Here is a 16,491-nt window from a genome sequence, read left to right as displayed (position 1 = left end):
TTTCCTCCATTATTTTCGAAATCGTAAAGTGAACGCTTAATTAGCCGCGAATTTGTCCAGAGCCGGTAATCCGGTATTTGGTTGATGTGAGTGCAGGCAAGCCCATAGGCCCGCGTGCATGAAGCTTCTGCGTACTAATGCCAATTTCGGCGCCAAAGCCGAATTCAAAGCCATCCGTGAAGCGAGTGGAAGCATTGTGATAGACGGCAGCCGCATCAATTTCTTGCATAAAGCGGGCTGCATGGCCTGCGTCCTCGGTAACGATGCATTCGGAATGCTGCGTCCCGTAGTTGCTAATATGAGCGATGGCCTCATCCAGATTATCTACGATTTTCACGTTCAGAATATAGTCATTATACTCTGTCGCGTAATCCTCATTCGTCGCTTGCTTGGCGTGCGGAATAAGCTTCATAACGCGCTCGCACCCGCGAAGCTCCACCTTTGCTGCTGTAAACTGCTCAGCAATGGAGAGAAGCGACTTGCTGGCAAAAGCTTCGTGTACAAGCAGCGTTTCCATGGAGTTGCAGACGGATGGACGCTGTGCTTTGGCATTGAGCGAAATGCTGGCCGCCATCTCCACGTTTGCACTCGCATCAATATAAGTATGGCAAATGCCTGCGCCGGTTTCAATAACCGGAACAGTAGCATTTTCAACGACAGTGCGAATGAGTGCTGACCCGCCGCGTGGAATAATAACATCGAGCAGTCCGTTCAGCTTGAGCATTTCATTGACCGACGCGCGATCGGAATCTTCAATGAGCTGGAGGGCATCAGCTGGCAATGCCGTCGTGTCAAGCGCCTGGCGCAGCACCTCGATAATTTTGCGATTCGATTCAAGTGCTGCCGAGCCGCCGCGGAGCACGACGCAATTGCTTGTTTTGAGACATAATCCAGCCGCATCGACCGTCACATTCGGACGCGCTTCATAAATGATGCCAATAACGCCGATCGGAACACGTGATTTTTCAATTTGCAGACCATTCGGACGGTCGAACTGCTCCAGCAGCTCGCCAACTGGGTCAGGCAGATCAGCGATTTCACGGAGCGCTTGAGCAATTGCTTCAATTCTTGCCTCATCGAGAGCGAGACGGTCGAGCAGGGAGCGGCTTGTGCCGGCTGCTTCTCCATTTTGCAAATCGAGCTTGTTCGCTTCAATAATATCAGCTGTATGCGTAATTAAAGCGTCAGCGATCGTAAGCAGTGCGGCATTTTTCTGGTCGGTCGTTACAGTGTTCATAATACTTGCAGCACGTTTTGCCAATGTGGCTTTTTGGACGACTTCGCTTGTCATAGGTTTGTTCCTCCTAAAAATAAGTGATAAAAACGATTGGCCCTATATATGGACAAGGGCTTATTTTAATGATACCCATTCATCCCGGTGGATGACTTCAATCCGGCTCACATCAATTCTGCGCTTCACTTCTTCGCTGCCAAGTCCGGCTGCGGCCTTAGCCTGCCAAGCAGCGTAATTGACGACGCCGCGCCCAATCGTTTCGCCGCTGGCGCTAAGCACCTCCACGATATCGCCGGGATGGAAATCGCCGCTGCTGCCTGTAATGCCGGCAGGGAGGAGGCTTTTGCCCCCTGTAAGCAGCGCAAGCTCAGCTCCTGCATCGACTGATATCGTGCCTTGAGGCAAAGAGTGGAAGCCCAACCATTGCTTCTTCATCGGCAGGCTATGCATCTCCGTATCGAAATACGTGCCTTTGCCGGAGCCGCTTGTCGCAAGCGACAGATCGCCAGGCTGCTGCACTTTCCCAATAAAAGCGGGTACGCCGCCGCGCATGGCAATTCGGGCGGCTTCAATTTTGGAGCGCATCCCGCCCGTTCCGACTGCCGAGCCGGCACCGCCGGCGAATTTCATAATGTCTGCGGAAATGCTGCCGACTCGCTCGATTTTGACTGCTTGCGGATTTTTCCGTGGATCTTCCGTGTACAAGCCATCCATATCCGTAATAATAATGAGCTGTCCAGCTTTCGTCATTGTTGCGACCAGTGCTGACAAATTGTCATTGTCGCCAAATTTCAGCTCATCGGTTGCGACGGTATCGTTCTCGTTAATAATCGGTATTGTGCGCAGCCTGAGCAGCTCTTCAATAGTCATCAAAGCGTTCTGAATTCGCTTGCGGTTAGAAAAGTCTGCCCGCGTCAGCAAAATTTGTGCTGCTCCGATACCGAACTGGCTAAAAGCTTCCTGATAAGCTTGCATAAGCAGCGCTTGCCCAACTGCGGCGGCCGCTTGCTTCTCGTGTAAGGCTTTGGGCCGTGACTCATAGCCAATTTGGCGAAAGCCTGCGGCAACGGCACCGGAGGTGACTAATATGACCGAGCAGCCTGCTGCATGCAGCGCGGCAAGCTCGGAAACAAAATAAGCGATGCGTTCTTTGTTCAGTCCGCCTTCCTCGGAAGTTAGCGAGCTGCTGCCGATTTTTACAATGATTCGTTCCGCCATTTATCCATCATCCCATTTCCTGACAAAATAAAAAAGACCTCCGTCCGTAAAGGACGAAAGTCTTATATGCTTCCGCGGTACCACCTTAATTGACTGTAGGCCGGTTAAGGCAAACAATCCTGCTTGGGCCTCGTAACAGGAGGTGCTGTCCGATTCATCATCGGCCGTTCAGGGGCAGGTTCAGCGAGCAGTCGAGGTAAATTCTTGCAGCCTCTGGAATTCACTCTCTGGGCACGACCTAGTCAAGCTTACTGGTCCCGTCATAACGTTTCATGTTCAGTTGATGTAAGCATATCATGATCGACGGGTGCTGTAAAGAGAGTCATTTGCAGGCGGTTAGGCTTTGAAAATGCCGAGCTTTCCAATACGTTCAACCGCTTCCACCAGCCGGGCTTCGCTCGTAAGCAATCCAAGCCGGACATAGCCTTCGCCGAATGTGCCGAAGCCGACTCCAGGCGCGACAACGACATCTGCTTCCTGCAATACGAGATCCGCGAACGATTCAGATGTATAGCCTTCTGGAACAGGCAGCCAGCAGAAGAAGGAGCCTCCCGGACGCTCTGCTTTCCAACCGATGCGATCCAGCGCGCCAAACAACGCTTCACGTCTGCGCTCATAGGTGGCATTCAGCTCCGTCACGCATTGCTGAGATCCGGTTAGCGCCTCAGCCGCCGCTTCCTGAATGCCGCCAAACAGGCTGCAATAATAATGATCCTGCATAAGATTGATTAAAGAAATGACCTCAGGGTTGCCTAGTGCAAAACCTACGCGCCAGCCCGCCATATTGTAGGATTTGGACAATGTATAAAACTCTATGCCCACTTCTTTTGCTCCCGGCGTTTGCAGGAAGCTGACGGGACGCTCGTCATCAAAGCCAATCGCGCCATAAGCAAAATCACTTGCGACAACGACGCCTGTGCGGCGGGCGAATTCTACCGTCTGTTCATAAAAATCAGCATTCGCTACCGCTCCGGTCGGATTATTCGGATAGTTCATAAACATGAGCTTGGCACGCCTAAGGACGGCTTCGTCAATGACGCCATAATCAGGCAAAAAGCGGTTTTCCGCCGTTAGCGGCATAAAATGCATATCCGCTCCAGCGAGTGCCACGCCAGACCAATAATCGGGATAGCCCGGGTCAGGCACGAGGCATACATCGCCTGGATTAAGCAGGCACTGGCTAAGTTCCACCAAACCTGTCTTGCCGCCGAACAAAATGGCTACTTCTGTCGTTGGGTCTATATCGACGTTATAATCTTCCTTATAACGCTTTGCGACGGCTTCCTTGAGAAAAGGGTAGCCGCTAAAAGGCGGATAACGGTGATACATAGGGTTTGCGGCTGCTTCCTGCAGCTTGGCCACAATGTGCGGCGGAGTCGGCTGATCGGGATTGCCTTGTCCAAGGTTAATAACGTCGCGGCCTTTTGCGACTTGGGCATTAGCTTTAGCAACCAATTTAGCAAAAAATTGCGTAGGCAAGCCAGTCATACGATCTGCTGGTTTAATGAAATGCTGTTCCAGCTTTGTTTCCATTTTATTCACACTCCACATCCAATAGTTGCTCATGAACAATAAGCTGTTAAGCATTACTGTAGCACGCAAAAACCATTTATGTCGAGTGATTCAGTTGGAATGGATGGTTAAGTGGCTGGAATGCCGACTTTTTTAATAAAAGCTGCGATATCGGCTGTAAACAACAGCAGCAGCGGCCTGCGCTGTTCATCAAAAACTAACAGCTGCGGCGCTTTGCCTCCGCATACGAACAGAAATACTTCGGTTGCATTGAGCGAAATATTGTTCGTGCTCAGCTTGTAAGGTTTAGCAAGAGGAACGCGATATACATAGGTGCAGGTGTTGTCATTCGTTAATTGGGGGGCAAGACCTGTAATAGAGCCAAGCCAGCTGTTTGCCAGCTTTTGATAGTCTTTGTCATTCGGCACAGTCAGCACGACCTTGCCAGCTTTTACATCAAAAACTTGGACGGGTCCAACCGTCTGTTGCTCTTTCGCTGTCTCCTGGGCAAATCCGGTGGAGGCGAAAATAAATAGTGAGCAAGCTGCGCACAGGGCAGCTATCCATTTTTGCAGCTTCATGTTATGCATGCTCCTTGTCTGTATATGGATTGGTAATTGTACTTGAGTTATCATCCCCATCTTGACACAGAACCATGTGAAGGTATCATTAGGGAAAATGAATGGTTGCAACATACAGGAGGCCTGACGAAGATGAATAATGAAAAATTAAACCTTGCACTGCTGCAAATGGACATAAATGCAGGAAATCCGGAGGCGAACTTTGCCAAGCTTGCGCAAATGCTGGAGCAAGCGGTAGGCGGAGATCGCAAGCTTGATGTCATCGTGTTTCCTGAAATGTGGAACACAGGCTATGCGCTAACGGAAATCGAAACGCTTGCTGATGCGAATGGGGAGAGGACGAAGCAGTTTTTGTCAGCCTTTTCGTCCAAGCATCAAGTGAATATTGTTGCGGGCTCGATTGCGGAAAGCAAGGCGGATGGCGTTTACAATACGATTTTTGCTTTCGACCGAGAAGGGGAAATGATTGCGGATTATTCTAAGATTCATCTGTTCCGTTTAATGGACGAGGAAAAATATTTGCAGGCTGGCGATAAGCTTGGTTCGTTTCAGCTTGGCGGACAGGAAGCGGGCATGATGATTTGTTATGATATCCGTTTCCCTGAGCTTGCTCGAAAGCTGGCGCTTGGAGGCGCAAAGCTGCTGTTCGTTCCAGCTGAATGGCCGAATCCGCGCCTGCATCACTGGAAAACGCTGTTGACGGCAAGAGCGATTGAAAATCAAATGTTCGTCATTGCCTGCAATCGGGTAGGGCAAAGCGGGGAAACGAGCTTTTTCGGGCATTCGCTCGTCCTTGATCCGTGGGGAGAAACAATTGCTGAGGGTGGAGAGGACGAAGCGATTATTTATGCGAAAATCGACCTTTCGCTCGTTGATGCGGTACGCGGGAAAATCCCCGTATTCGAAGACCGTCGGCCAAATTTGTATTAAAAGCTTGGTTAGATAAGTCGAGAGGATTGAAAAGGTTGGGATTAAATAGCCCTCGTGCGGGCAGCCCGACCTTTTTACATTCAGCCGTTTCTGTTTAATACAATTAGTTAATGAATCATTTATTTATAATGGACGATCGTTTTGTTCATCGTTCGAATGAAAGCCTCCGTAGCTTTGGACAGGTAGCGCCCCTTGCGGCTGGCGATGACTAGTGTCCGTGACGCTTTGGGGGACAGGGGCAAGTAGATGGGGGCGAATTCGCTCCCTCTTTGCCGGGTCAGCATTTTCGGGACGAAAGCGATGCCCATGCCGCCCGCTACGAGCGATTGGACGGTTTCAATATTGCTGCTTTCAAATACGATTTGCGGCGTAAAGCCAGAAGCCTGGCACAGCTCGACTGTAATTTGCCGGAAGCCCTGGCCCTTTTTTAAACCGATAAACGGTTCATTGCGCAATATGCTTATCGGAACAGGCTCCGTGCTTTCCGCAAGCGGATGCTGCGGCGGAATCGCCAGGCAAATTTCTTCTTCCATTAAAGGCTCCCATGCTAGCGAGGTGTCAGCAAGCGGAAGGGACAGCAAGCTGAGGTCGGTGCCGCCGCTTGCCGTAAGCTGCTCCAGCTTTGCCGAAGTATCCTCTACGAGCACCACTTCAATTTGTGGATATTGGGCGCCGAATACCGGCAGGACGAGCGGCAAAATATGCGAGCCCGTTATCGGCAGCGTTCCGACGACGAGCCGTCCGCGCCGCATTTGCGCCATATCATCCATTTCCTGCTTTAATTGCTCAATGGCATCGAGAATCGTTTGAGATTTTTCAACAAAAACCTGACCTGCCTGCGTTAGCTCAACCGAGTTGGTCGTGCGCCGAAACAGGAGTACGCCAAGCTCCTGTTCCAGCTTAGACAGCTGCTGGCTAAGCGAGGGCTGGGCGATATGCAGCTTTTCCGCTGCGCGGGAGAAGTTTTTTTCAATTGCGATTTGCAGCACATACTGCAGTTGTCTGAGCTCCATGGGCATCCTTCGCTTTCTATTTTTCTGGGAAGAGCTTCTTCATTTACCGTTATAGTCGTTACCTATAGACATTATAGATATTATATCTTGGATCAATCAAGTGCCAAGTGTTATGCTTAGAGCATCATTTTTGAAGAGAAGTCGAACAATGGGGTGAATTTAATGGCTAAAAGAACGATGTTTGAGAAGATTTGGGACAATCATGTCATTAATCAAGAAGAAGGCAAGCCAAGTATCATTTATATCGATCTTCAACTGGTTCACGAAGTAACATCGCCGCAAGCTTTCGAAGGTCTTCGCATGTCTGGCCGTAAAGTACGTCGTCCAGATTTAACATTTGCAACGATGGATCACAACGTTCCTACGAAAGACCGCTTCAACATTACAGATCCTATCTCCAAGCAGCAAATTGATACACTGACGCAAAACTGTAAAGACTTCGGCGTAAAGCTGTTTGATCTTGACAACATTGACCAAGGTGTTGTACACGTTATGGGCCCTGAAATTGGTCTTACGCATCCGGGCAAAACGATCGTTTGCGGCGACAGCCATACTTCCACGCATGGTGCGTTCGGCGCGCTGGCATTTGGTATCGGTACTTCCGAGGTAGAGCATGTAATGGCAACACAATGCCTGCAGCAATCGAAAGCAAAAACGATGGAAGTTCGCTTCACGGGCAGCCGTAAACCGGGCGTAACGGCAAAAGATATGATTTTGGGCGTTATCGCAAAATACGGTACGGACTTCGCAACGGGCTACGTTATCGAGTACACAGGCGAAGCGATTCGCTCGCTGACGATGGAAGAGCGTATGACCGTTTGCAACATGTCGATTGAAGGAGGCGCTCGCGCAGGCCTGATCGCTCCTGACGAAACAACGTTCAACTATCTTCGTGGACGTGAATATGCTCCAGCAGATTATGATGCGGCTGTAGAAGAGTGGAAATTGCTTTCCACTGATGAAGGCGCAACTTACGACACTATCGTAGAATTTGACGTTGATTCGCTGATCCCGCAAGTAACCTGGGGTACTAGCCCTGGTATGGGTACGGATATTACTTCTTCGGTTCCTTTCCCGCAGCAGCTTCCTACTGAAAATGAGCGTAAAGCTGCTGAGAAAGCACTTGAATATATGGATCTGAAGCCAGGTACGCCTATGAACGAAATCGAGATCGATTATGTGTTTATCGGTTCTTGCACAAATGGACGTATTGAGGATCTTCGCGCTGCTGCTGAAATCGCTCGCGGCTACAAAGTTAGCGATAGAGTGACAGCAATCGTCGTTCCAGGCTCGGGCCGCGTTAAAATTCAGGCTGAAAAAGAAGGCCTTGATAAAGTATTTATCGAAGCAGGTTTCGAATGGCGTGAAGCAGGCTGCTCGATGTGTCTGGCGATGAACCCGGACGTTCTAGAGCCAGGACAACGCTGCGCTTCGACATCGAACCGCAACTTCGAAGGCCGTCAAGGCCGCGGAGGCCGTACGCATCTCGTATCTCCAGCAATGGCTGTTGCTGCAGCTGTTATGGGCCGCTTTACAGATGTGCGTGATTGGAATATCAAAACAGAAGTATTGAACTAATCAGGACGTGTGAGAGGGGTATTACCGATATGGAACCATTTAAACAGTTTACGGGCATTGTTGCTCCAGTCGATCGCGTTAACGTAGATACGGATGCGATTATTCCTAAACAATTTTTGAAGCGCATTGAGCGCAGCGGCTTTGGACAATTTCTATTTTTCGAATGGCGCTTTCATGAGAACGGGGAAGTAAACGCTGAATTTGAACCGAATAAGCCTCGTTATCAAGGTGCCTCCGTGCTTATTTCACGCGCTAACTTCGGTTGCGGCTCTTCACGTGAGCATGCACCATGGGCCATTCTCGACTATGGCTACAAAGTCGTTATCGCACCGTCTTATGCAGATATTTTCTACAACAACTGTTTCAAAAATGGCATTTTGCCGCTTAAGCTGAGCGAAGAGCAGGTTGAAGATTTGTTCCAGCGTACGGCGAAGCATGAGGGCTACAAGCTGAATGTTGATCTGGAAAACAATCGTCTGACTGATGATTACGGTTTGGAAATCAACTTTGAGCTCGATGAGCACCGTCGCCAGTTTTTGCTGCAAGGTCTTGATGATATCGGCCTTACGCTGATGCATGAAGATAAAATTACAGCTTACGAGCAAAAACGCGCTGCAAAAGCGCACGCATAGGCTGCAAATAAGGTGAAACGGCTATCGCCGTCCTTTGGCGGCGCAGCGCGTTTCATTTCGAGAAATATAGCGAAGGATGAAAAAACTACATACTTTCCTATATTTAAAAAAAGAGGGCAATTTCCTGTCGGAAAAATTGTCCTCTTTTTTCCTCTATACGCAACTTTTTCTGACGCTATGCGTCTAATATTTTAGTCTGTTTAAGTCGAATGCACCCCATTCGATGAGGGCAATTTCAGTCATCGAGGTGGAAAATGAAGAAATTTGTACCGATTCTGTTGCTCATGTCGTTTTTATTCACGCTGTTTTCCAATGCAGGACATGCTTCCGAGGTTGTGCCAAAGCTTTATTTGAATGGGGCTTTATTGGATTCGAAGGTAGCGCCGCAAATTGTAGACAACAAGTATACGCTTGTGCCGATTCGGCTCGTGTCGGAGAGCATCGGCTACAATGTAGGCTGGTCGTCAGCTACACAGACAGTTACTGTACATAATGGCTCTGATTCTATCGTTCTTACTATTAATCAGGACGTCGCTTTTGTTAACAATGTACAAGTGAAGCTGGATACGCCAGCTTTGCTGCAAAAAGGGACAACCCTTATTCCGCTGCGTTTCGTTGGGGAATCTCTCGGAATGCAGGTCAATTGGGACCAAACGACAAAATCCGTCCAATTGTTTAAAGAAGCGGAACCAACACCTACGCCAACTCCATCAACAGATCCGGTTGTTACACAGCCTGATGGCGTTGTGACAGACATTTCGTATGACAATGAAAATGCGATTATTATTCATTACGAGGGAAGCGCTGTCTACAATCAGCCTTTTAAGCTCGAAAGCCCGAAACGAATCGTAATGGACATACCCAAGGTGTCCTATTCGGATACGCTGTTAGCGCAGCTGGGCTCAGGACAGATCAATCTTGAGGTAGGCGAGCATCCTTATTTGAGCGGAATCCGCTATTCCTTGTTCTCGTCAAGCCCGGCAACTGTACGTATCGTGCTTGATCTGAAAGCAGATGCCGACGTGGATGTCATGAACAGTGCGCTAGGCGAAATTCGCATCAATGTCATTGATCCGCTGCCAGTCCAAGCTACTCCTACGCCAACACCGACGCCTTCTGCGACGCCAACGCCAACTGCAGGTCCGACACTGCCAGCAAACGGTGTGTATTCTATCGTAATTGACGCGGGACATGGCGGCTCTGACCCAGGGGCAAAAGGGATTAACGGCAGATGGGAGAAAGAATTTAATCTCAGCGTTTCTTTGAAAGTGAAGGCTCTGCTGGATAAGGAGTCGAAAATAAAAGCTTATTTATCCCGTCCAGATGATAACTATGTCAAGCTGGAGGACCGGGTAAAGTTTGCTGAAAATCTTAAAGCCAATCTATTCCTGTCTATTCATGCCAACAGCAATCCGAGCAGCGCCGCAATGGGCACGGAAACCTACTACACAAGAGCTAGCAGCAAAGCGTTTGCCGATGCGGTACACAAGCAGTTTGCGAAAGCAACTGGCCTTAAGGATCGCGGCGTCAAGCAGCAAAGCTTGCATGTGACGAGAGAAACGACGATGCCGGCGATTTTGCTTGAAGCAGGATTTTTGTCTAACGCAGACGATTACAAGAAGCTGTTTGATGAATCCGTGCAAAATAAAATCGCTGCCGGAATTGTAGCAGGAATCAAGGACTATTTGATGCTATCGTAGAGACAGGGGGATAACAGATGCTGCGAACGGTGAGCCAGTTTATATTGACTTTATGTATAGTTGGGCTCGTTGCGGGCTGTGCGGCGGTAAACAAGCCAGCTGAATCAGGCGCGGGCAGCAGCCCGTCGTCTTCTATTCAGCCATCCGCTGCTCCGACGGCTGAGCCGTCAATTGAGCCTGAAAAACAGACAGCAGAAATAAAGGTATACGCGGGAAGTGAAGAACTGGATGGCATAGTGGAGCAGCAGGTTCAAGTTGCATATAGCTCAGATCTGGAGTTAGTTCAAAACGCAATCACAGCACTGCAGCATGCGGAGGGCGAAGGCGCTGTATCGCTGTGGAAGCTGATTGAAATTAAATCAGTGCTGCTGGGAAGCGATGGACAGGTGACGATTGATCTTCATTTGTCTGACGAGTCGCGGCTTGGTTCGCCTGGTGAAGTATTAGTGCTGGAGACGCTCCAAAAAACATTGTTCCAGTTCGACTTTGTAAAATCCTATGATTTGCTTGTCGATGGAGACAGCGCAGATACGCTGATGGGCCATGTTGAGCTTGAGCATCCAACACTAAAGCCGTAGCTTAGCGGCCAGAGGACGTCTTCAGCCATTTACGCTTGATAGAAAGAAAATGATAGATAATGAATAAAAGAGTGTAATAAAATAGAAATTCCATTTAATACGTTTTGAAACTATTTGGGGGGAACGATAACGATGGCATTGTCACGATCATCTAAATCTATCATTGCAGGTACGATTGCATTTTCCATTTTGGCGGGGCCTTTTGCGGTTCCCGCCCCTATTTCGTATGCGGCGTCTGTCAGCTCCAATCCGTTCAGCGATGTAGCATCGAATCACTGGGCGCAAAAGCATATTACGAAGCTGTCGCTTCAAGGCATCATTAATGGCTCTAACGGCCTGTTCCGTCCGTCTGATAATGTAACGCAGCAGGAAGCCGTTCTTATGGCTTTGCGTTTTATTGGCGCAGCAAGTGAAGCTCCGGCTGATGATACCGTTGCTTTTCCAGAAACGTTTGTCGTTAAGAGCGACTTTAAAGGCGAAGTGAAGCTTGCTTTCGATAAAGGCTTGCTGGATCAGGCTGAAGAATATGCGCTTGCCGCTTCCGGCGATCAAGCTGTAGGCTGGGGACAACGCCCTGCCACTCGTGAATGGGTGACAAAGCTGCTTATTCGTGCTATTAACCAGAAGAGTACAGCGGACAGCCTGCAAAACGCCGTTTCGTCTTTTAATGATGCGGATCAAATTGCTAGCAGCTACCGTGGCTATGTGAATGCGGCTGTTTCTCTAGATTTGGTTAAAGGGGTAACGGCAGTCAAGTTCGATCCTAAAGCGAATGTGAACCGTGCAAGCCTTGCAACGCTGTTCAGCCGTGCTGAGAAACTGTATCCGGTTGAGTATGCAGGCCAAGCAACGGGTGTGCTGCTGCAAGCAAGCGAGACGGGAGTTACGATATACAGCAAGTCTCAATCAGTTGTATATACACTTAGCCCGGATACGGTCATCTATCGCTATGACTCAGAAACGCCAATTGCAGCCAAAGATCTTGTGCAATATGCGAATGTAACAGTCATTACGAAATCGAGCGGGGCTGCTTACGTGGAGCTCCAGGATGACAAGCCGCAAATTAAAACGATAACAGGTACGGTTGGCCGTGTGCTGCCGGATCAGAAGATGCTGTATGTGTGGATAGATAATAAGCCGATAGAGGTTTATTATGACGACTCGCTTATCGTAACCGAAACGTCTGGCAAGACGATTGCCATTAGCGACTTGAAAGAAAACAGCGCAATTACAGTGACGCAGGATACGTTCCGTACATCCCCCAAAGCACTGAAAATTACAGTTGACCAGCAAACAGGAGCGGCCGTGCTCAAAGGCACGTTTATTTCAGGCGATGCAAGTGTTCTTACTTATGAAGACAGCGCCGGCAAGCTGAACTCCAAATTTTTGAGCAGCACGGTTGAAATTATAATCGAAGGCATCGTTGGGCCAACGATTGGCGATTTGATTAAAGATGTGGATCAACTGCAAATTACTACGAATGACCAGGATCAGATTACAAAAATCGAGGTCGTAAACCGCAACGTTCAGACGCTCGTTGGCGCTCAGGTGGAAAGCTATAATGCGGACAAAAAATTCCTTGTTGTTTTTGACTCTACAGGAACAAAAGCCTACCCGCTTTATTTGACTGAGAAAACGAGAATTGACAACAACGGCAACGCAATCAAGCTGGAGGACATCGGCACTTGGCTGACTAAAAACCGCAAACTGACGATTACTTACAGCGGCGACAAGGTTGTGTCCTTGTCGATTGCAAGCAAATATACAGGAAAGCTCGTCTCTATTAATGCTTCGAGCAATTCCGTTACGATGAGCGTGCCTGGCGGCGTAGATGTTACGGTTACTTATTCGGCGCCAACGGTAGAAGTTCCGGGCATTGCAGCAGCATCTCTGACTGATCTTAAAGTTGGCGATACGATTACAACGGTGATGAATGTGAATCAGGATCGGGCAACACTCATTCAAGTTCATCGTCCTATCCAATATGAAGTACGTGCTGTCAACACTGGAACTAAAAAGGTTACGGTCGTTAATGCGCAAAATGTCCAGACTGATCTAGTGCTGTCGGGAATCGACATTACGAATGAAACAGGAAGCAAAGTGGCGATCGATACACTTGTTCCGGGCACTTTCATTAATGTCAGCTACATTGGCAAGCAAATTACTGCGGTGAAATCCATCGTCGTTTCTTATGGAACCGTTCAATCGGTAGGCACGAACAGCATTACGCTGACGAATGAGAATGGCCAGACAACAACGGCTGCACTTGGCCAATCATTTCTAATTACGAAGGGCACATCGACCTCTGCGACTACGTCAACGCTTGCAACGGGAGACCGGATCCAACTGAGCAAAAATGAAAATGATGTCGTGCTGGTAACTGTAGCTGTTGGCCAGACGAGAACATTTTGGCAGTATGACGCTACGGCAGGACAGCTGTGGACGCTCAAAACGACAGATGCCGACAACGCCAATTATTTTTATGTGACAGGCTCAACGAAGTTGCTAAAAGATGGAAAAACGATTTCGCTGCAGGATATTAAATACGGCGATCAGATCATCGTTTATGCTTTCAAAAATAAAGCCGTGGAAATTGTAAAAGTGTAAATTGGTAAGGTTATGTGACAAACTGCCCTACGGGGCAGTTTTTTTATGCTTTTTTCAATATTTATGGTGGATTATAGTTGCATGGCGGGACGTTTTTCGCTACACTTTGAACGATAGTGTTTGGAATGGGAGAGAGGACGATGAATGCGAAGCAGAAGATCGGGCACATATTGGATACTCTTGCGGAGATGTTTCCGGACGCACACTGCGAGCTGAACCATTCTAATCCGTTTGAGCTGACGATTGCCGTTCTGATGTCTGCACAATGTACCGACGAAATGGTGAACAAAGTAACCGCAAACTTATTTCAGAAGTATAAGCAGCCGGAGGACTATGTGGCGGTTCCGCTGGAAGAGCTGGAGCAGGATATTCGAAGAATCGGTTTATTCCGAAGCAAAGCTTCCAATATTCAAAAATTGTGCCGCATACTCATTGATAAATATGATGGAGAAACTCCTTCCACGCATGAGCAGCTGGTCGAGCTGCCGGGCGTTGGACGCAAGACGGCTAATGTCGTCATGTCTAATGCGTTTAATGTGCCGGCTATTGCCGTCGATACTCACGTTGAGCGTGTATCCAAGCGCCTTAGTGTAGCGAAGCCTGATGATTCTGTGCTGGAAGTTGAGAAGAAGCTCATGAAGCTTGTTCCCAAAGACGAATGGACCCTTACCCATCATCGGCTCATTTTTTTCGGCCGCTATCATTGCAAGGCGCAAAACCCGCAATGCGAGGTATGTCCGCTGCTGGATATGTGCAAAGAAGGAAAACAACGTATGAAGCCAGGCTTAAACAAGAAGACTGTTAAGAAAATGGCTAAATAAGGTTGGCTAAGAAGCAAATACTTTTAAAATGAAGGATGATGACAGTGAAGTGTATTTCCGTGTATACAAATAGTTTTGAGCTTTTCTCCGATATTTATGAGCAGGTGCTGAGCTCCCCGCCAGAAGAAAACGAAGATATCGTAGTGGAAGGCGTAACCGTTAGCGGCTCCGGCGACGTGCCTGACCAATACATCGAGCGTATGCGTCAAAAACCGGAAGTCGTTGTTATGCGTGAAAAAGAGCGTAACATTATGATTTTGCAGCATGGCAATGTATTCGAAATTTGCATGCCTTCCGATGATGAGGAAATTGCATAGATTATGGCTGAAATGACGGTACAACGCATTGAAGAAGCAACAGTCCTGGCGGCCCGCGAAATGACGGACGCAGGTGATGCGCTGCACGCCAAACAAGTTATGGAGGTACACAGTAAGCTGGCCGAGGGTCGGCTTACTGTTGCTTTTTGCGGTCATTTTTCCGCAGGCAAGTCCACGCTGATCAATCGGCTGTGCGGGGCTCAGCTTCTGCCTTCGAGTCCGATTCCGACCAGTGCGAACGTAGTATCCATAAGAGGCGGAGCAGAGGCGCGGGCAAGCATCATCACGGAGAAGGATGGCGAGGCGTTTAGCCTCAGTGTTCCTTTGGAGGATCTGGATCGCTATTGCGTAGACGGTGAGCAGTTCCAATCGGTCTCGATTACGTATCCAACAGAAAGATTAGGCAATCATACGGTACTTCTGGATACGCCGGGCATTGACTCTACGGATGATGCACACCGAATGGCAACGGAATCAGCGCTGCATTTGGCGGATGTCGTGTTTTATGTCATGGATTATAATCATGTGCAATCGGAAATTAATTTTGCGTTTGCAAAGCAGCTTAAGGATTGGGGCAAGCCGTTATATTTTATCGTGAATCAGATTGATAAACACAGGGAACGCGAGCTAACGTTTGCTGATTACCGCAAAAGCGTAGAAGAGGCGTTTCAAGCCTGGCATTTGGAGCCAGCGGGAATCGTTTATTTGTCGTTGCGCCAGCCGGATCATCCGCATCAGGAATGGGAGGCGCTTACGCGGCTGCTTGACGAGCTGAAGGAATTGCGTGAGCCGCTCGCTGCTTACAGCGTCGATGCTTCACTGCGCCATCTTGCAGCGGAGCATTTGAAATGGTGCGAGATGCGAGATGAGCCGGAGAAGGAGCGCCTGCTTGCCGAGGCAGGCGGAGAAGAGGAAGCTCAGCGGGTGAAGACGGAGCAAGGCGAGCTGACGCTGCAAGCGAAGCAGCTCGAAGCAGAGCCTGAACGGCTGCGTTTGGAGCTGCGCCGGGATTTGCAGGCGCTGGTAGACAATGCGATTATTACGCCAGCTCCGGTGCGTGATTTGGCGCATGCGTTTCTAGAAAGCAGAAAGCCGGGCTTTAAGACAGGGCTGTTGTTCGCTGGAGCGAAGACGGCGGCTGAGCAGGAACGCCGTGCGGAGCTGTTCTGTCATGATTTTGCTGGGCAAGTGAATGCGGCAGTGGATTGGCATGTCAAGGATTTGCTGCGCCGCGGCGCTGAGCGGGTCGGCTACGCAGCGGATACGCTGGAGCAGCAGCTTGCCGAGCAGTTTAGCTGGCAGCCGGATGCTTCCTGGCTCATTCAGCGCGTAAATACGGGAGCCGTATTCGGCAATGAATATACGATGACGTATACGCGCGAATTAGCCGCGGAGGTGAAGGAGCTTTACCGGAAGCGCGGCAATGAGCTGATTGATGCGCTGACGGCGCATGTGGCAGCGGCGAGCGAGGCAGCCGCTGCAGACGTGAGAGGCCGGCTTGCGGCGCTTGATGCGCAAGCCGGGGCGCTAGGGCGGCTTGCGGCGCTGGCGGAGCGTGCCGCGCAGCATGCGGCGCAGGTCGTAAGGGCGCTGCCGCAGCCAGTGGCGCGGCCGGCGCTGCCTGCGCCGCAGCGCGCAGCGGCGGATGCCAGCGCGCGCGTTGGTGTGGACGGCGGCGCGGCAGATGCCGCCGCCGGGCAAGAGCTGGGCCGCGCGAGCGAAGCTGCGCAGCGCGGTGATAGGGCGGCAGCGGGCGACGCTGCTGCCGCC

General features: G+C 49.6%; 14 protein-coding genes. 9 read left to right on the top strand and 5 right to left on the bottom strand.

Annotated elements, in window-relative coordinates; all coding sequences use genetic code 11:
* Nucleotides 1-40 precede the first annotated feature (40 nt).
* The 4 genes from ABEW34_RS06655 to ABEW34_RS06640 all read right to left on the bottom strand — a co-directional run bounded on the left by ABEW34_RS06655 (nt 41) and on the right by ABEW34_RS06640 (nt 4,545).
* The gene (locus tag ABEW34_RS06655; protein WP_430156254.1) at nt 41-1,291 is read right to left on the bottom strand and encodes a glutamate-5-semialdehyde dehydrogenase; all 1,251 of its coding nucleotides are present in this window, start codon (nt 1,289-1,291) and stop codon (nt 41-43) included.
* A gap of 60 nt (nt 1,292-1,351) precedes the next feature.
* Nucleotides 1,352-2,452, bottom strand: coding sequence for a glutamate 5-kinase (proB, locus tag ABEW34_RS06650; RefSeq protein ID WP_430156252.1), 1,101 nt, complete (start codon nt 2,450-2,452; stop codon nt 1,352-1,354).
* A gap of 336 nt (nt 2,453-2,788) precedes the next feature.
* Nucleotides 2,789-3,985: a pyridoxal phosphate-dependent aminotransferase gene (locus ABEW34_RS06645; RefSeq protein WP_430156249.1), complete on the bottom strand. Its 1,197-nt coding sequence runs from the start codon at nt 3,983-3,985 to the stop codon at nt 2,789-2,791.
* Between the two features lie 107 nt (nt 3,986-4,092).
* Entirely contained in the window at nt 4,093-4,545 is a 453-nt protein-coding gene (locus tag ABEW34_RS06640) for a hypothetical protein (RefSeq protein ID WP_430156246.1), read from the bottom strand.
* A 132-nt stretch (nt 4,546-4,677) separates the two neighbouring features.
* Between ABEW34_RS06640 and ABEW34_RS06635 the strand changes: the two genes are divergently transcribed.
* Nucleotides 4,678-5,475 (top strand): carbon-nitrogen family hydrolase, encoded by a 798-nt coding sequence (locus ABEW34_RS06635; protein ID WP_430156243.1) that lies wholly within the window; start codon nt 4,678-4,680, stop codon nt 5,473-5,475.
* A gap of 119 nt (nt 5,476-5,594) precedes the next feature.
* Here the strand turns inward: ABEW34_RS06635 and ABEW34_RS06630 are convergent, their stop codons facing one another.
* Nucleotides 5,595-6,488 (bottom strand): LysR family transcriptional regulator, encoded by an 894-nt coding sequence (locus ABEW34_RS06630; RefSeq protein ID WP_430156240.1) that lies wholly within the window; start codon nt 6,486-6,488, stop codon nt 5,595-5,597.
* 162 nt (nt 6,489-6,650) lie between these two features.
* Between ABEW34_RS06630 and leuC the strand changes: the two genes are divergently transcribed.
* The 8 genes from leuC to ABEW34_RS06590 form a co-directional block, all read left to right on the top strand.
* Nucleotides 6,651-8,066: a 3-isopropylmalate dehydratase large subunit gene (leuC, locus tag ABEW34_RS06625; protein ID WP_430156237.1), complete on the top strand. Its 1,416-nt coding sequence runs from the start codon at nt 6,651-6,653 to the stop codon at nt 8,064-8,066.
* Nucleotides 8,067-8,095: 29 nt separating this feature from the next.
* Nucleotides 8,096-8,698: a 3-isopropylmalate dehydratase small subunit gene (gene leuD / locus ABEW34_RS06620; protein WP_430156234.1), complete on the top strand. Its 603-nt coding sequence runs from the start codon at nt 8,096-8,098 to the stop codon at nt 8,696-8,698.
* Nucleotides 8,699-8,952: 254 nt separating this feature from the next.
* Complete coding sequence (locus ABEW34_RS06615; protein ID WP_430156231.1) at nt 8,953-10,398, top strand: N-acetylmuramoyl-L-alanine amidase; 1,446 nt, start codon at nt 8,953-8,955, stop codon at nt 10,396-10,398.
* Nucleotides 10,399-10,415: 17 nt separating this feature from the next.
* Nucleotides 10,416-10,976 (top strand): GerMN domain-containing protein, encoded by a 561-nt coding sequence (locus ABEW34_RS06610; RefSeq protein WP_430156228.1) that lies wholly within the window; start codon nt 10,416-10,418, stop codon nt 10,974-10,976.
* 132 nt (nt 10,977-11,108) lie between these two features.
* Nucleotides 11,109-13,583 carry an S-layer homology domain-containing protein gene (locus ABEW34_RS06605; protein WP_430156226.1) on the top strand — a complete coding sequence of 825 codons (2,475 nt, stop codon included), beginning with the start codon at nt 11,109-11,111 and terminating at the stop codon, nt 13,581-13,583.
* A 140-nt stretch (nt 13,584-13,723) separates the two neighbouring features.
* On the top strand, nt 13,724-14,404 hold the full coding sequence (gene nth, locus ABEW34_RS06600; protein WP_430156223.1) for an endonuclease III: 681 nt from the start codon (nt 13,724-13,726) through the stop codon (nt 14,402-14,404).
* Nucleotides 14,405-14,448: 44 nt separating this feature from the next.
* Nucleotides 14,449-14,721, top strand: a complete 273-nt coding sequence (locus ABEW34_RS06595) for an NAD/NADP transhydrogenase alpha subunit (protein WP_338551653.1) — start codon at nt 14,449-14,451, stop codon at nt 14,719-14,721.
* Between the two features lie 3 nt (nt 14,722-14,724).
* The coding region (locus ABEW34_RS06590) for a dynamin family protein (protein WP_430156220.1) at nt 14,725-16,491 on the top strand (1,767 nt) is incomplete at its 3' end.

Source organism: Paenibacillus algorifonticola, from assembly GCF_050481745.1.
Lineage (GTDB): Bacteria > Bacillota > Bacilli > Paenibacillales > Paenibacillaceae > Pristimantibacillus > Pristimantibacillus algorifonticola_A.
This window is presented reverse-complemented; position numbering and strand designations above follow the sequence as displayed.